The organism is Saccharopolyspora oryzae (assembly GCF_027853915.1).
GTDB classification, from domain to species: domain Bacteria; phylum Actinomycetota; class Actinomycetes; order Mycobacteriales; family Pseudonocardiaceae; genus Saccharopolyspora; species Saccharopolyspora oryzae.
Map to the genome: position 1 here is coordinate 58,123 of NZ_JAQGLA010000006.1, position 15,124 is coordinate 73,246.

The 15,124-nt window shown below is 68.7% G+C and carries 11 protein-coding genes; 5 read left to right on the forward strand and 6 right to left on the reverse strand.

Going from position 1 to position 15,124, the window contains the following annotated elements; all coding sequences use genetic code 11:
- Positions 1–55 precede the first annotated feature (55 nt).
- From OU415_RS06060 to pdxR, 5 genes are all read right to left on the reverse strand, one after another.
- Entirely contained in the window at positions 56–1,297 is a 1,242-nt protein-coding gene (locus OU415_RS06060) for a WXG100 family type VII secretion target (protein WP_270947583.1), read from the reverse strand.
- Positions 1,297–1,623: a hypothetical protein gene (locus OU415_RS06065; protein ID WP_270947584.1), complete on the reverse strand. Its 327-nt coding sequence runs from the start codon at positions 1,621–1,623 to the stop codon at positions 1,297–1,299. Before OU415_RS06065 ends, OU415_RS06060 begins: the two co-directional genes overlap by 1 nt.
- Positions 1,624–1,626: 3 nt before the next feature.
- Complete coding sequence (locus tag OU415_RS06070) at positions 1,627–2,076, reverse strand: YbaB/EbfC family nucleoid-associated protein (protein ID WP_270947585.1); 450 nt, start codon at positions 2,074–2,076, stop codon at positions 1,627–1,629.
- A 343-nt stretch (positions 2,077–2,419) separates the two neighbouring features.
- Positions 2,420–2,914 carry a DUF6319 family protein gene (locus OU415_RS06075; protein ID WP_270947586.1) on the reverse strand — a complete coding sequence of 165 codons (495 nt, stop codon included), beginning with the start codon at positions 2,912–2,914 and terminating at the stop codon, positions 2,420–2,422.
- A 92-nt stretch (positions 2,915–3,006) separates the two neighbouring features.
- Complete coding sequence (gene pdxR / locus OU415_RS06080) at positions 3,007–4,392, reverse strand: MocR-like pyridoxine biosynthesis transcription factor PdxR (RefSeq protein ID WP_270947587.1); 1,386 nt, start codon at positions 4,390–4,392, stop codon at positions 3,007–3,009.
- A 402-nt stretch (positions 4,393–4,794) separates the two neighbouring features.
- On the opposite strand from pdxR, the gene OU415_RS06085 reads away from it, so the two are divergent.
- Both OU415_RS06085 and OU415_RS06090 read left to right on the forward strand, forming a co-directional pair.
- On the forward strand, positions 4,795–5,349 hold the full coding sequence (locus OU415_RS06085; RefSeq protein ID WP_270947588.1) for a YbaB/EbfC family nucleoid-associated protein: 555 nt from the start codon (positions 4,795–4,797) through the stop codon (positions 5,347–5,349).
- 27 nt (positions 5,350–5,376) lie between these two features.
- Positions 5,377–5,685: an ESX-1 secretion-associated protein gene (locus tag OU415_RS06090; RefSeq protein ID WP_270947589.1), complete on the forward strand. Its 309-nt coding sequence runs from the start codon at positions 5,377–5,379 to the stop codon at positions 5,683–5,685.
- 571 nt (positions 5,686–6,256) lie between these two features.
- On the opposite strand, the gene OU415_RS06095 is transcribed toward OU415_RS06090, so the two are convergent.
- Positions 6,257–6,598 carry a hypothetical protein gene (locus OU415_RS06095; RefSeq protein WP_270947590.1) on the reverse strand — a complete coding sequence of 114 codons (342 nt, stop codon included), beginning with the start codon at positions 6,596–6,598 and terminating at the stop codon, positions 6,257–6,259.
- Positions 6,599–8,549: 1,951 nt separating this feature from the next.
- Here OU415_RS06095 and OU415_RS06100 point away from each other — a divergent pair.
- The 3 genes from OU415_RS06100 to OU415_RS06110 are packed head-to-tail and all read left to right on the forward strand — an operon-like array spanning position 8,550 to position 15,123.
- Complete coding sequence (locus tag OU415_RS06100) at positions 8,550–11,681, forward strand: hypothetical protein (RefSeq protein WP_270947591.1); 3,132 nt, start codon at positions 8,550–8,552, stop codon at positions 11,679–11,681.
- A gap of 3 nt (positions 11,682–11,684) precedes the next feature.
- On the forward strand, positions 11,685–12,923 hold the full coding sequence (locus tag OU415_RS06105; protein ID WP_270947592.1) for an ADP-ribosylglycohydrolase family protein: 1,239 nt from the start codon (positions 11,685–11,687) through the stop codon (positions 12,921–12,923).
- 16 nt (positions 12,924–12,939) lie between these two features.
- Complete coding sequence (locus tag OU415_RS06110) at positions 12,940–15,123, forward strand: ADP-ribosylglycohydrolase family protein (protein ID WP_270947593.1); 2,184 nt, start codon at positions 12,940–12,942, stop codon at positions 15,121–15,123.
- The last annotated feature ends 1 nt before the right edge of the window (position 15,124 follow it).

Here is a 15,124-nt window from a genome sequence, read left to right on the forward strand (position 1 = left end):
TCCAGCGGTCAGAGTTCCGCTGGAAGGCACCCCGCTTTGACTGCTCGGTCTGCGGTCACCAGTTGAGGTCGCCGCTGATCGTCTCGTCCGGTGGGACGTCGCTGAAGCCGCCGTCCTGAGCCTGCTGTTCCAGCTTGTCAGCCGCCGTGGAGACGCTGGACCCGTAGCTGTTCAACGCGGCCTTGCCGACTTCCTTGGCGCCGTAGCCGCTAGGCGCGGGGGCCTCGGAGGTGATGGGGCGGCCGTGCCGATCTGTGGCGACATCTCCGGAGCTGTCCACCTGGGTGCGGGTACCGTCTTCGCCCACTTGCCAGATCTTGCCCTGTTGTCCGGCCTTCTCCGGCTTGTCGACCTGGTAGCCGCGGTCTTTCGCTTCGCTGGCGTAGCCATCTCCGAGTTGGCTCAGCGCCTTCCGCTCTTCGGCGGTATTGCTCGTCGCGTCACCCAGAGCCTTGCTGCCGGTGCCGACAGCGTCCTGACCACCGTTGCCGCCGCCGGACTTGATCTTCTCCCAGGCCTTGTAAGCGCGGATCGTGTCGAGGATCGCCTTGATCGCGGTGATCACGGTCATGACGCGATCGATGATCGTGGTGATCCGCTGGATCTGCTGAGCGGCGCGGGCACAAGTGATGCCCGCCTCCGCAGTGGTGACAGCCGTTGCTGCTGCGATGGATCCGCCGAAAGTCGGCCCGGCCGAGGCCGTCGCCGTGATCCAGGTGGTGATCGCCCAGGTCAGGAAGTCGGCGAGGATGCCTTTGATCACGCCCTCGGCGGCCTCCATCAAGGTGCCGCTCATCTGCAGGATCTGGGAAATGTTGTTGGCCTGGTCGCCGGTGGACTGCACGCCCTCGATGAACTTGGCCATCTTGGTGCGCAGGGCGTCCGCGGCTTCGCCGTCCCAGCCGGACAGCTCGCCGTCGAGCGTCTCGACCAGCTTCCCGGCGAGCTTGTCGATGTCACCCTTCACCTGGTCGAACGCCTTGGCACCAGCGGCCAGCGCTTCACTGTCGCCGGTGACGAGCTGGATGGCGTCCCGCACCGGTGCGACGAAGTTGATCACGAATTCGACGCCGGTGCCGATGAGGAAGCCCATCGGGTCCATCGCGAAGCTGGTCGCGCTGGTCAGGTAGCTGTCGATATCGCCTTTGAGGCCTTCGACATCGCCCTGGCCAGCGTGATCGCTCGCGCTGATGATGTCCTTGACGAACGGCAGCTTCCCGAAGGCAGAGCCGTCGACCGGTGCCGCGATCGGGCTTACCGCACTGTTCTCGAGAAGCGCTTCAGTGTTGCTGGGCATCAGTACTGGCTCCCGGCGTCGACCCTGATCTGCTTCAGCTTTTCGGCGAGCTCGCGATCGACGTTCTGGTAGTCCTTGCCGCACTCGCTGATGTCCTCGCCGGCCTTGGTCAGTCCCGTGACCATCTCATCGAGGTGCTGCATGAAGGCCTGGTACAGCTCGGTGTAGTCGCTTCGGAGGATCATGGCGCCGAGGGCACCCCAAGAGACGGCCGGGACGTCTGCGGCAGCGGCCTTCTCCTTGATGGAGTTCGCCTCGCTGGATAGGCCTCCGACGTTGTTGCCGCAGCTGGTGATCGCGTCCGGTTGTGCTTTGTAGCCGCCCACGGGTCACCGCCCGCCGTCGAGGAACGAGTCGGGCATGTCGTCGTCGCCCGGGTCGTCCGCCGGGGCGCTGCGGTGCTGGTTCGCGTCGGGGTTGAAGAGCTGTTCCTGGGTGCGCAGGACCTGTTCGCGCACGTCGCTGTCCGGGACGTACTCCTGGACGATGTCGGCCTGGCGGCGGGCCGCTTCGGCGACCGCCTGCTGGAGGGTGCTCATGACCAGGTTGGACAGGTCGCCGGGGGACTTGCGCAGCGCGTCCTGGGTGAACTGGATGTCCGTCACGCCGCCCGGGCTGGCGACCACGGTCACCGAGCGGTCCGGCGAGGTGGCGCTGACTTGCAGTTCGCTGATCTGCTCGCGCATCCGGCCGAAGTCGCCCATCTGCTGTTCCGCTCGGCGCCCGGCCTCCTTCAGCGCCTCGAGCTTGCGTTGCAGATCGTCCAGGTCCGCGGACATCTGCGCCTCCTCCGTTTGCTTGGTGGCCCTTCGCCCAGATAGTCGTACATCCGGGCGCGCGATGTGGGACGTTTCCGCGAAATGTGCGCGGAACGGACCAATTGCGGGGGAGGCGGCGGCGCTGGTGGCCGGAGCTGCGGTTCGGATCGCGCAGCAGCGCGGGTTACCGTGACGTGGATCGGCTCGGTCGATCGGTGCAGGTTGTGGCGGGCGTGCCGTGTCGTCGAGGGGCCAACACGGCACGCCCGGCCTGCGGTCTTCTCCGCTTCGGACTCGTCTTGCGCGGCGGTGCGGCTAGCGCGCCTCCGGCGTGTCGAGGACGAAGGTCAGAAGCCGGGTCGGCTCAGCTCTCGAGCTCGGCGAGCGCCTTGCGGACGCGCTCGACCTCGGCCTCCAGCTCGGCCAGCTTGGCCTCGTGCTGCTGGCGGGCCTGGTTGAGCACGCTCTCGATGGTTGTCGAGATGTCCTCGTGCAGTTCGGCAGCGGCCTTGGACACCGCGGCCGCGGCGATGGGCAGGCCCTGCACGATGCGCTTGCCCGAGTGCAGCAGGTCCGCCTGCCACTCGCCGTCGGCGGTGCCGGTGACCGTCAACGTGAGCTCGACCGTGCGGGTCTTCTTCGCGGTGCTCTGCTTGCGGGCCCGCGGCTTCTTCGGCGCCTCCTCGGCCGGTGCCTCCGGCTTCGGCTCGGTCGGTGCGGTGTCGGTTGCGGTGGTGTCGGTCGCGGTGGTGTCGGCCTGAGCGTCGGCAGCCGGGGTCTCCGCGGCCGGCTCGACCGGGGACTGCGCCGACTCGGGCTGGGCCGGGGCGTTCTCGGTGCTCGACTGTTCCTCGGTCAACTCTGTCTCCTGTGTCGTGCGGCGGGGAACCCAGAATAGAACAGGTGTTCCCCTGTTGTGCTGTGGACTTGCCGGGCATGCGCCCGATCGGGTCACCGCTGGAGGACGGCGACCAGTGCTTGCAGCGCGGGGCGGAAGGCGTGCTCCGCCGGGGCGGCGTAGCCGACGACCACGCCGGGCGGATGGGCCCCCGCGCGCATCCAGTGCGGCCCGAGTACCTCAAGTTCCACCGACTGCTCCCGCGCCCGGGCCAGGACTTCTCGCTCCGTCGGTCCCTCCGGGTCGAGCTGCAAGGTGACGTGCAGTCCGGCCGAGATCCCGGCCGGGTGCGGCCGGTGGTTCGCGCGCAGGTCGTCCAGCGCGGCGCCGAGCAGCTCCAGCCGCCTCCGGTACGCGGCGCGCGATCGGCGGACGTGTTGATCGTAAGCGCCCGACCGGATCAGCTCGGCCATGGCCAGCTGTTCGAACAGCGGCGCGTGCAACCCGCTGTTGATCTTCAGCGTGCGGACCGGATCGACCAGCTGCGGAGGCAGCGCCAGCCACGCCAGGCGCAGCGCCGGGGCCAGCGTCTTGCTGGCGGTGCCCGCGTAGGCGACGTGGTTCGGCGCCATGCCCTGCAGCGAACCGACGGGCTGCCGGTCGAAGCGGAACTCGCCGTCGTAGTCGTCCTCGACGACCAGCAGGTCCTCGGCCTTGGCGCGCTGCACCAGCGCCATCCGCCGTGCCGAGCTCAGCGCGACGCCGAGCGGGAACTGGTGCGCCGGCGTCACCACGACCGCCCCGCTGCGCAGCTGCTCGACGTCGATTCCGTGCTCGTCGACGGGCACGCCGCGCACCGCCATGCCGAGGCTGGCCGGGATGGTCCGCAGCTGCGGCGCGGACGGGTCCTCGAAGTCCATCGAGTCCACGCCCTGGTCGTGAAGGGCCTTGCTGAGCAGCGACAACGCCTGCGTGTAGCCGTTGCAGACGATGATCCGCTCCGGCGCCGTGGCCACCGCGCGCACGCGCGCGAGGTAGTCGGCGAGCGCTTCCCGCAGCAGCGGGTGCCCCTGCGGGTCCCCGTAGTCGAGGTCGTCGGCGGGGATGTCGTGCAGGGCCCGGCGGCTCGCGGCCAGCCAGTCCCGGCGCGGGAAGGCGCTGAGGTCCGGCCGCCCGGGTCGGAAGTCCCAGCGCGCGGTGGGCGGCGCCGGGCTCGGCGCGTCGTCGACCGGGTCCGGCGCGGCGAGCCGATCGGCCACCGTGGTCGGCGCGCCCTGCCGGGACATCAGGAAGCCCTCGGTGATCAGCTGGTCGTAGGCGCGGGTCACGGTGCCCCGAGCGACGCCGAGGTCCTGCGCGAGGGCACGGGTGGACGGCACGCGGGAACCGGCGGGAAGACGCCCGTCGCGGATCGCGGCGCGCAGCGCCTCGGCCAACCCGCGGCTGTCCGGACGCCCCTGGTCCAAGCGCAGCTCAGCAGGGGACCATCCAACCGTCACGCCCTCCGACCCTACGCCGGAGCAGAGGGTGACGGACGCCGACTCCGCCCCGGAGGTTGATTGATTCCGTGGTCGTTTTGCGTGGCGGTGCAGGTGGCGGAACCTCAGCGCCCGCCTGGACTCCGGGTGCCAACCCTGATGTATGCCAATACACGGCGGCTGGGCCGTCCTCGCCAGGCGAACGCTGAGAACCCGCGGCGGTGCCGGTTGCGAGGGTGGGTTAAGCGCTGCGCGCTTGCGGCGGCCTGTGCTGGCTGGGCGCGTCGGGCGTCGCGGCTGGGGAATCAAACGTCCGGTGGGTGATGATCGCTACACGTGCAGTTGTCGCTTTCCGCCCCGCTGCGGCATTCGCCGTTGGTACGGTTCGTCGCCGCAGGCAGTGCTATTCGTGGCAGGGGACTCGTGGCTGAGGACATCGGGCAGAGCATCGCGAACACCGAGCGGATGGTTCGCGAATGGCAGGAACGAGCCGAGGAGAAGGCTCAGAAGTTCGGCCAGATGCAGCAGCAGATCGAGCAGATCGTGATCACCCAGGCCTCCCGCGACGGCGCGATCCAGGTGACGGTCAACTCGAGCGGGATGCTGCAGTCCCTCCAGCTGGCGGAGAGCGCGAGCAGCCGGCCGATGGCCAAGCTCGCCGCCGAGATCATGAGCATGGTGCAGCTGGCGCAGTCCAAGGTCCCGGACATGGTCGAGCAGGCCGTCGTCGACACCGTGGGCCTGGAGGACACCGCCGCGCAGCACCTGGTGACCCAGTCCCGGAAGTACTTCCCGGAGCCGCCGGAGGAGGAAGAAGCGCCGCAGCGCTCCGCCGGGCTGCAGGAGGTGCAGGTCTCGGTCGAGGACGACTACGAGCCGCCGAAGCGTCCACCCGAGCCGCCCCGGCAGCCGCCGCGCCGCCAGCCGGTCGACGACTTCGACGACGACGACTTCGGAAGCGGTTCGTTCCTGCGCTGAAAGCCTTGACCTGGGGGAGTTTTCGCGATGCCCGATGAGATGAACGTCGTCATCGAGAACCTGCGCGCCCACGCGTCCAAAGTGGACTCGGTGGTCGACCAGCTGAACGTGGCGGTCGACGCGTCGCAGCAGGTCAAGGTGGACAACGACGCCTACGGCCTGATCGGTCAGCCGTTCGCGATGCTGATCGACATGGTCGAGGGGATCGGCGTCGAGACCCTGCAGAAGGCGGTCGAGGGCATGCAGCACGTCGCCGAAGAGGTGCGCGGCGCCGCCGAGGACTACCAGTCCGTCGACGACCAGAACCGCGACCTGATCGGTGGGGTCGAGGTATGAGCAATCCGCTCGTGGCCCAGTCCGAGCAGTCGGGTGACGACGGGTTCATCACCAAGGGCGACAGCTGGACCAGCGGGATCGGCATCCTCGACGCGGTCGACGGGATCTCCGAGCTCAACGACGGTTCGAACTGGGTCGAGACCGGCCTGGCGTGGGGCTCGGCGGCGCTGGAGGTCGTCGGCGCCGTTCTCGACCCGGTCGGCACCCTGGTGTCCTACGGCGTGGGCTGGCTGATCGAGCACATCGGGCCCCTGCAGGACGCGCTGGACTGGCTCGCCGGTGACCCAGCCGGGGTTGCCGCGTACGGGCAGACCTGGGACAACGTGTCGAAGGCGGTCGGCGAGGCCGCCACCGCCTACCAGGACGCGGTGCGGTCGGACACCTCGGAGTGGACCGGCCAGGCCGGTGAGGCCTACCGCAAGCTGGCCGCGGAGAAGGGCGAAGCCCTCGCCGGCGCCGCCAAGCTGTCCGGCACGATCAGCTCGGTCGTGACGGTCATGGGCGAGGTCGTCGGATTCGTCCGCGACTTCGTCCAGCAACTGGTCACCGACTGCATCTCGCGCCTGATCGCCTACGCGCTCGAGGCCCTCGCGCCGCCCGTCGTCTCCTTGGCGTGGGTGGTCCCGCAGGCGGTGGGGTTCATCTCCAAGACCGTCGGCAAGATCAGCGAGGTCATCACCAAGCTGATCAAGACGATCAGCAACGTCGCCCCGAAGCTGGCCAAGATGGCCGAGGTCTTCGGCGACGTGATGAAGGCCCTGGCCAAGATGGGCGCCAAGGGCGTCACCAAGATCGCCAACTTCGCCGACAACGTCGACATCTCCGGCAAGGTCTCGGGGAAGATCGCGGACAAGTTCGCCGAGAGTTCCTGGAAGAAGATCGACGACGTCGCGGGTACCGACGTCGTGGGCAAGCACAAGGCGAAGTTCGGGGGGCCGGACCTGCCGGGTGGAGACTCCGGCGAGGACTCAGGTGGGGAGTCCGATTCGCCGAGCGGCGGGACTCCTCGGGGTTCCGGTGACTCGGAGACTCCGGCTGGTGGTGATGGGCAGGGTTCTCCGCGTGGCTCGGATACCGCTGGGAACGCTGAATCCGGTCGCGGGGTGGACACGGCTTCCGGTTCGGGGGATGGGCCGAGCGGGTCGTCCTCAGCGGACGGTGGAAATGACCGCACGGCGCCGGATTCCCCGCGGACCGCGATGTCGGAGCAGTCGGCGTCAGGGGACAGCTCGGGCGGTACCGACTCGAGCAGTTCGCGTCCGGGTGGGTCTGGCACTTCTGAACCGGGCGGGTCCGTTGGCCCGGTTTCGGACGGGTCTGGTGGTTCGCACTCCGGTGGTGCCGGGCCTGATGGTGGGCACGGTTCGCCGTCGAGCAGCCCGAATCCGGGTGGCTCGCACCCCGGCGGGTCGCCTTCCGACGGTCCGAATCCCGGTGGTTCGCAGCACGGTGGGCCTGGTGGTTCGCACTCCGATGGGTCGAATCCCGGTGGTTCCCACTCGGGCGGGCCTGGTGGTTCGCACTCCGGTGGTGCTGGTCCTGACGGTGGGAGCAGCCCTCAGCCGGGTGGCCAGCACTCCGGCGGTCCGCAGCCCGGTGGCGGGAGTCCGGGGCACTCCGGTGCGTCGCCGACCGGGGCTCCGGCCTCGGGTGGGTCTGCCGGGCCGGTTGGCGGTCCTGCAGGTGGATTCGGCTCACCGGGCGGCGGTCATGGCACGGCTGCGCCGAACACCCCCGCGAGCACCACTTCGTCCAATGTGGATGCACCTGCGCGGCCATCGGATCCAGGTGTTGCGGCACCCGTGTCCGGCCCGCCGCCCACCCGCTCCGACCAGTCGACCAGCGGAGCCGCTGGCGGCGGAGTCGGCGGTGGCATGGCAGGCGGAGCCGGCGCGTCCGGAGGGGCGGGATCGACCGGCGGAGGCGCCGGACGGACCGGTTCCGGCGGGTGGACCGGAACCCCGGGAAGCCCCGGCGCAGCCGGGAGGAACGGCCCCGAGGCCGCGCGTCAGCGCGGGCCGGAGGGCCCGTCCGCGCGCGTATCGGCGAAGCCGGACGCGCCGGAGCGGCGCAGCGAGGCCGGACAGCGTCCGGCCGGTGCGAACCGTCCCGGAGGGCCGGGACGGCCCGACGGGCCGAACCCCGCGCAGCAGGCGCCATCGCGCCCGAACACGCCGCAACATCCAGGCGGCGCACCGCGTTCCGCTGCACCTGCGTCGCAGAACGGGCCAGTCAACCCCGCCCGTTCCGGGCACCCGGACGGTCCGCCGCGGCAGAACGCCCCGCAGCCCCCGGCTGGTCCAAGGCAGCAGGATGCTCCGTCACGCCCGGACGCGTCGAGGCCTAACACGCCGCAGCACCCGGGCGGTCAGCCGCGCCCTGACGCGCCCGCGCGCCCGAACGATCCGTCGCGCCCGGATGCCCGCCCCAACCAGTACCCGGACGGCCCGTCGCGCCAGCCGGCACCGCGGCCCGATGGCCCGCCCGCTCAGCACCAGCGGTCCGACGGTCCGTCCCACTCCGACCGGTCGACGCACCCGGACGGCCCGTCCCGAACTCGCCCCGATGCCGACCCGGACGCGCCACGTCAGCGCCACCCGGAGTCCGGGCAGAACCCGAGCGGCGCCCACCCCCAGAACGCACGCCCGGACGCGCCGAACCGAAACGCGCCCACCGCGCACCAACCAGGCCCGCGCCATCCGGACGCCGGTCGCAACGAGTTCTCGCAGGTCCGCTCCGACTCGTTCTCGAACGTCAGGACCGAGGGCGACCAGCGCTGGGGCCCGGACCGCCAGCAGCCCGTCCGCGAGGAATCCCCCGGCCACCAGCCGGAACCGGCTCCGGAGCGCTCCACCGCGGAGTCCATGGCGGCCGAGCGTCCCCCGGCGGTCCCTCACGAGCACGCCTGGAACCTCAACGCGGGCTTGCACGAGCGGGTGAACGTCTCGGATGAGCTGCGGCAGAAGCTGGGCAGCGAGCCCACGGGGATCCGCAACACCAAGTCGGGTCTCTCGATGGTGCCGCCGCGTCCTGCTGTGCCCGGCACGCCGCGCACTCCGCTGGACCACTGGCGGGAACCGAACCCGTCCATCGACCCGAAGCGCTACACGGTCGAGGTGCACGGCAGCCCGAACGGCGTGAGCTTCCGCGGCCAGGAGCTCTCCGCGAAGGAATTGGCCGAGATCATCAAGGGCGCACCGGGCTACAAGCCGGGCGCCCCGGTCCGCCTGCTGTCCTGCAACACCGGCGCCGACCTGCCGGACGGCTCCCCGAACTTCGCCCAGCAGCTGTCGAAGGAACTGGGCGTCGAAGTCCTCGCCCCGAAGACCAACGCGTGGGTCGACAACTTCGGCAACATGTACGCCAGCGAGTCCAGGGCGAAGCTGGACCCGAACGGCCCCGAAGGCGTCCAAGCCACCTTCGACGAACTGGGCCAGTGGGCCAGCTTCCACCCGGACGGCACCCAAGCGGTCCACGACAGCCCCTACCCCCCGGGCCACGAACCGGAATGGGTCCGCCACGGAGCCCAAGCAGCCAACGCCGAACAACGCGGCTTGTTCGACCGCTGGAGCAAGAAGAACAAAGCCGATGATCTAGACGAGGACTGGGCGACGAGGTACCCCGGTACTCATTCGCCACCGCAACAACAAGGCTTCCCACCCCAGCAACCGCAGCATGGGCAACCGGCGCACCTGCCGCAGGAATGGCGCCTGCCGCAAGGCCAACAGGCACCTGGCGGACCTCAGCCAGGTCAGTTCCAGCAGTGTCCGCCCCAGCAGGGCCAGTTCCAGCAGGGCGCGCCGCAGCAAGGTGCGTCCCAGTCTGCGCAATTCCAGCAAGGCCCCACGCAGCAGCCAGGTCCGTACCAGCAAGGAGCACCTCAGCCGGGCCAGCCTCAGCAGGGCCAGTTCCAGCAGGGCCAGTTCCAGCAGGGCCAGTTCCAGCAGGGCCAGTTCCAGCAGGGCGCGTCCCAGTCTGCGCAATTCCAGCAAGGTCCCGCGCAGCAGCCGGGTCCGTACCAGCAAGGAGCACCTCAGCCGGGCCAGCCTCAGCAGGGCCAGTTCCAGCCGGGCCAGTTCCAGCCGGGCGCGCCCCAGCCTGCGCAATTCCAGCAAGGTCCCGCGCAGCAGCCGGGTCCGTACCAGCAAGGAGCACCTCAACCGGGCCAGCCTCAGCCGGGCCAGTTCCAGCAAGGTCAGTTCCAGCAAGGTCAGTCTCAGCAGGGTTCGTACCAGCAACAACAAGGCGCGCCCCAGCCTGGGCAGGCCCAGCCGAGAGCACCTCAGCAAGGCCAATACCAGCCGGGGCCGGCCCAACGGGGGCAGGTCCAGCAAGGAGCCCCGCCGGCGAGCCAGCCGCTGCGCCAGCAGCCACCGGCAGGACAATCCTCTCCGGCGCCCGCGCAGCAACGACCGGACATGCCGCGCCCCGCGCAGCAGCCGCCCATACCTGCGGGGAATGCACCCCACGGCGCGCAACGCCCGCCGCTGCAGCAACAACCCGCTGCAGCGCCCAATCCGCCGGCGCAGTCTGCCCCCGATAAATCGCGCCCGGCAGCTGCTGCACCACAACCACCGGTGGCACAGCAAGCTCCGAACGTCCCGCAGCAAACGACACCACTGACGCGTCTGTCGGGCCAGCAGCGGACCGATATGAGCGGTCCTGGCGAACCGCCGCGAGCACCGCGTCCAGCGGTTCCACCAGTGGACGTCAGCGGACCACGGCTGGACAGGCCGTCTGGACAGCATGGCGTGCCGCCGGCTGGTGTCAGCGATCCGCCGAAGGCGGCCGGCCCGGCACAGCCGTTGGACGTGAGCGGTCCGCGGAAGACATCCACCGAGGTAGAAAGCCCGGCCCCGTCGCGATCCGGTGTCGGTGATTCTGCGGCGGAGCATGCTGACCAGCCGCGGCCACCGCAGACAGCTGATAGGGAAGCGCGAGCGGATGCAACTGCTTCGCGGCCTGATCAGCCCGCGGAGAGCCGGCGGAACGATTTCGATCCTGAGCCGTCGAAGTCCGGGCCTGGTCTCAGCGTTCGTGAGTCGTGGGCCAGGATGGATGTCGCCCCGACGCACACCTTGAGCCATCACTCCGGCGATGAAATCCCGGGAGCTTCGTCGGACAATCCGTCCAAGAGCCGCTCGGACTTCGACGGAGCGGCCGCCACTGGCGAGCCTCCGGTGCGATCCAGGATCGAGGACTTGCTGGGAGGTTCCGACGACTCGCCCAGCGGTCCGGCTACCCACGCTCCTGACCTGGGAACGCACGCTCCGGATGTGGCTCCGCACGCGCCGGACATGCACCCGTACGACCCCGTTGCGGACATGCATGCGCCTGCGGCCGAAAGGCCCGACGCGCTCGAAGCGGTCGGTGATCAGAGCCCCAGCTTCCGGGCTACGGAGGCAGATCGCCAGGCCTACCAGGAACGCATCGAACGCAGATTGCGCGGCGCAACGTTCGAGGAGAGCGTTGCCAAGTTGCGTGCGGAGTATCCGGAAATGGCTCACCTTCCCGACGTCGAAGCGGTGGGCCTGCGCCGCTACGTGGGTGAGGACGCGATGTCGCTGAACCACGCGCTGCGTTCCATGGACAAGATGGACCTGGAGTACCTGGCCCCGGAGATCAAGGTCCTGCGCAGTGCCCTCAATCAGATGCCGGATTATGCGGGCTCTGCTGCTTACCGGAACATCAGCGTCGACCCGCAAGACCTGGACGCGCTGCTGGAGCGTTACAAGCCGGGCAGCGATGTCGTGGAAAATGCGTTCACCAGCGCCAGCAAGGACGCTCCGCTCGACCAGTTCGGAAAGGTGGACGGCAAGCATCGGGTTCAGTTCGTCATCGAAGAGCCACGCTATGCCAAGGATCTGGAGTTCATGAACCCGGACGAGCGGGAAATCCTCTGGCCAGACGGCAATCGCTTCGAGGTCTCGAAGCAGTTCTTCGATCCTGAATCGGGTGAGTGGAAGATTCACCTGATCGACCGCGGGCGGGAGTGAGCGATGGATCAGCATCAGCAGACGAATGCAGCGCTGACAGGGAAGATCGCCGAATCGTTGACTCTCGACGAGCAAGTCGTGCTGGAGACCCGCGGTCGGTCGGACACGACGACGGACCACGAGTGGCGCAACGGCGAACGCGTCATGGGGTATTGGGACGCCCAGCGCGTGCGAAGGGTCTTCGGGCGTAGCAGTGACGAGTTCTGTCAGGAACTGCAGTACGACAAGACCATCAAGGACGCGTCCGCGTTCTACGGGATAGGCATGCACTTCCCGTTCGCGGCGTTGGAGTCCGTGCTGGCCGACGTGGTGGTGCGCGGACGGCTCTCCTCGTCGACCCAGATGACGCTGTTCTGCCTCGATGCGGTGGTTCGCACGGAGACCTGGCTGCGTCAGACGAAGAGGCTGATCCCGCGCATGATCAGCTTGCTGGGCCTGTTGCGGTGGCTGCACACCCAGGGTGTCCCGTGGAACAGGGCTGTGACCGCAGGCATCCTCGAAGAAGTCCCCGAACCGACCGGGTGGCTGATCAAGGTCCCAGAACTCTTCGAGCGTCGCGACCCGGACCCGGTGTGCATCGAGGCGCTGTCCGCATTCGCGGAGAAAAACGTGACGGGGTGGTTCTCAAAGCCGATCAACAGAGCCCGGACGCCGTCTGCGCTACCAAGGGCGATCGCCCTGGCGGCGTGGTCGGACATCCCGGAGCGCGTTTTCGAGCAGGCTGCCGCGAACGCATTGCTCACGCACGGGCACCCAGACGCATATCTGAGTGCGGGCGCGTATGCGGTCATGGTCAACACCGTGCTGTCCGGGGGGACGTTGGAAGACGGCATCGAGGTGGTCGTGGACGAGCTGGCCAAGTGGCCGGATGAGAACGTCCAGCGGCTGCTGAGTTCTTGCGATCTGACCGGTCCGCCGCCCTCGCTGGGCGAGTTGTCAGCACTCGTCGAGGACGGTGCGGCTCCGAACGCGCTGGCCGTAGCTGCGGTGGTCGCGGCGCGCGACGCTGACTTCGAGTCCGCCGTGCGGCGCGCGGCGGAGGCCCTGCCCGCGGCCGCGCCGCTCGTCGGCGGGTTCCACGGTGCGCGAAACGGTGAGCAGGGATTTCCGAGGGAGTGGCTGGAACGGCTGGAGCTCCGCGACGTGATCGATCGGTTGGTCTTCGACGTCGCGGCCGTTCAAGTCGGACTGCCGGAGCGGGTATGGACGCCCGACTGGGCCGGACCCTACCCAGGGTTCTGAGCACGGGGAGTTGGAGATGAACGACAGCCTTGCGGCTCAGGGCGAGCTGACCCCGAACGAGTTGAAGACGCTTCAGGCATGGCGGGACATCAAGTCCCGGCCGAGTCTTCTTCCGATGTCGTGGTTCGCCGAAGTCGACCGCCAGGTCGGGATGGTCTTTGGGGGTGACCGAAACGTTCCGCTCGCCTGGCCGCGGCGGCAGTACCAGGTTCTCGGCAGGGTGATGGGCATGCTCGTCGGTGGCGCGCTGGGAGATTCCCTAGGGGCCGCGGCCGAAGCGGAGGGAATTACGGGCGGCGGTGCGTTGCTGGCCGCTCTCCGATCCCGGCAGTGGCGGGCACCGAACTCAGCGGCCTTGGTCAGCGCCGTCGAGATCGCTATCCGCGCGCACTCGGATCACGGCGAAGGCGAGGACCTCGATGTTGCGCTGATGGCACGTGCTCGAGAGGCAGAACTCGGTGGCACTCTCGGATGTTTCGCCGCTTCCATTCCCGCCGCGCTGGTCAGCATCACCAGCCCGGACGAGGATGCGTTCCGTCGAGCTGCAGAACTGGTTGGTCTGCTCAGCGAGCACTCGGAGGATCGGGCCAGCGCGGGTGTGTTCGCTGTGGCGCTCGTACGAGCGCTCAACGGCCAGAACCTCCGCCTGGACCAGATCTCCAGGTTGCTGCTGGAGCAGTTGGGCACCGAGCACCCCGAGCTCCGCCGCAGGCTGGATCACCTTGCGGCGGCAGGTGAAGACGTCAGCGAACAAGCGACTCTAGTAGAGCTGGGCGATGGCGCTTCCGGGCCGGAGACGGTCTCTCGGGCGCTCTACCTCGGAGATCGGAACACCGGCGGATGGGCGGAGATTCTCCACGCCTTCGCGGGAGGGAGCCGGTCTCGAAACGCGCAGGTGTCCGGTCTGCTCACCGGTGCTCGACACGGTGCGGAGGCATTCCCACTGCTTTGGCGGCGGAAGCTCGAACCCGTCGCCCAGCTCGAGTCCGTCGCTGAAACGTTCATGACCGAATTCGGTCCGGACAAGGTGAGAATCACCCCGCAATCTGATGCCCGAAGCGAGAACTCACCGTTTCAGCCGAGTGCGCTCCTGCCCGCAGAGCCGGCGAAGCCGAAGCCGCACGAGCGGTTCATGGGGTCGATGTTGGCCGGGGCCGTCGGGGATTCGTTGGGGTTCGCCATCGAATTCGAGGACATCGGGACGATTCGGCGGAATCACGGGGACGCTGGGCTCACCGATCCGGTGTTGCGGGACGGTGTTGCTCAGGTTTCCGACGACACGCAGATGATGCTCTTCACGCTCGAAGGGCTCATCCGGGCGCATGTGGCTCGGCGGATGAATCCTGTCGACAACGATCCGGTTCCCGAGGTGCAGCACGCCTATCAGCGCTGGTACCACACGCAGTACCAGCCTTGGGATCAGGCGGGTGGGCCTTATGCGCAGCGTCTCCAGCAGCCCGATGGGTGGTTGATCACGCGCCAGGAGCTCTTCAGCACGCGTGCTCCGGGGAGTACGTGCATGTCGGCGTTGAGGAAGTTTGCGCAGACGCATCAGCACGCCACTCCGCAGCACACGATCAACGATTCCAAGGGCTGCGGCGGTGTTATGCGCGCTGCACCGGTGGCGGTGTGGTCCGGCGATCCTGCTGAGGTGTTCTACGCCGCGTTCGGTACGGCTGCGCTGACGCACAGCCATCCCAGTGGGTATCTGTCCGCTGGTGTGCTGGCGGTGATCGTGCACCAGCTCATCCGTGATGTGTCGTTGGCGGATTCCATTCGGTTGGCTCGGGAACTGCTGCTGCGGTGGCGTGGACACGAAGAGCAGCTGCAGGTCCTCGACAAAGCTGTGGAGCTGGCGAGAAAGGGCCCGGTCAGCCCGGAAGAGCTCAAGGACACCCTGGGGCAGGGCTGGGTCGGCGAGGAGGCACTCGCGATCGGGCTCTACGCCGTGCTGGCCACGGACAACCTGCGGGATGCGTTGCTGCTGTCGGTGAACCACTCGGGGGATTCCGACTCGACGGGGATCGTGGCGGGCAACATCGGCGGGGCGCTGTACGGAACTCGCGCGATTCCGCAGGAGTGGTTGAACACGCTGGAACTCCGCGAGATCGTCGAGACGCTGGCCAAGGACGCGCTCGCCGAGTTCAGTCCCGGCCCGCCCAGCGACCAGGCATGGCTGCGCCGCTACCCGGCTTGGTAAG

What these genes read in the sequence shown, in the direction of transcription:
- OU415_RS06110 (WP_270947593.1), top strand. Translation starts at nt 12,940, where the DNA reads ATGAACGACAGCCTTGCGGCTCAGGGCGAGCTGACCCCGAACGAGTTG.
- OU415_RS06070 (WP_270947585.1), bottom strand. Translation starts at nt 2,076, where the DNA reads ATGTCCGCGGACCTGGACGATCTGCAACGCAAGCTCGAGGCGCTGAAG.
- OU415_RS06105 (WP_270947592.1), top strand. Translation starts at nt 11,685, where the DNA reads ATGGATCAGCATCAGCAGACGAATGCAGCGCTGACAGGGAAGATCGCC.
- OU415_RS06090 (WP_270947589.1), top strand. Translation starts at nt 5,377, where the DNA reads ATGCCCGATGAGATGAACGTCGTCATCGAGAACCTGCGCGCCCACGCG.
- OU415_RS06100 (WP_270947591.1), top strand. Translation starts at nt 8,550, where the DNA reads ATGGCGGCCGAGCGTCCCCCGGCGGTCCCTCACGAGCACGCCTGGAAC.
- OU415_RS06060 (WP_270947583.1), bottom strand. Translation starts at nt 1,297, where the DNA reads ATGCCCAGCAACACTGAAGCGCTTCTCGAGAACAGTGCGGTAAGCCCG.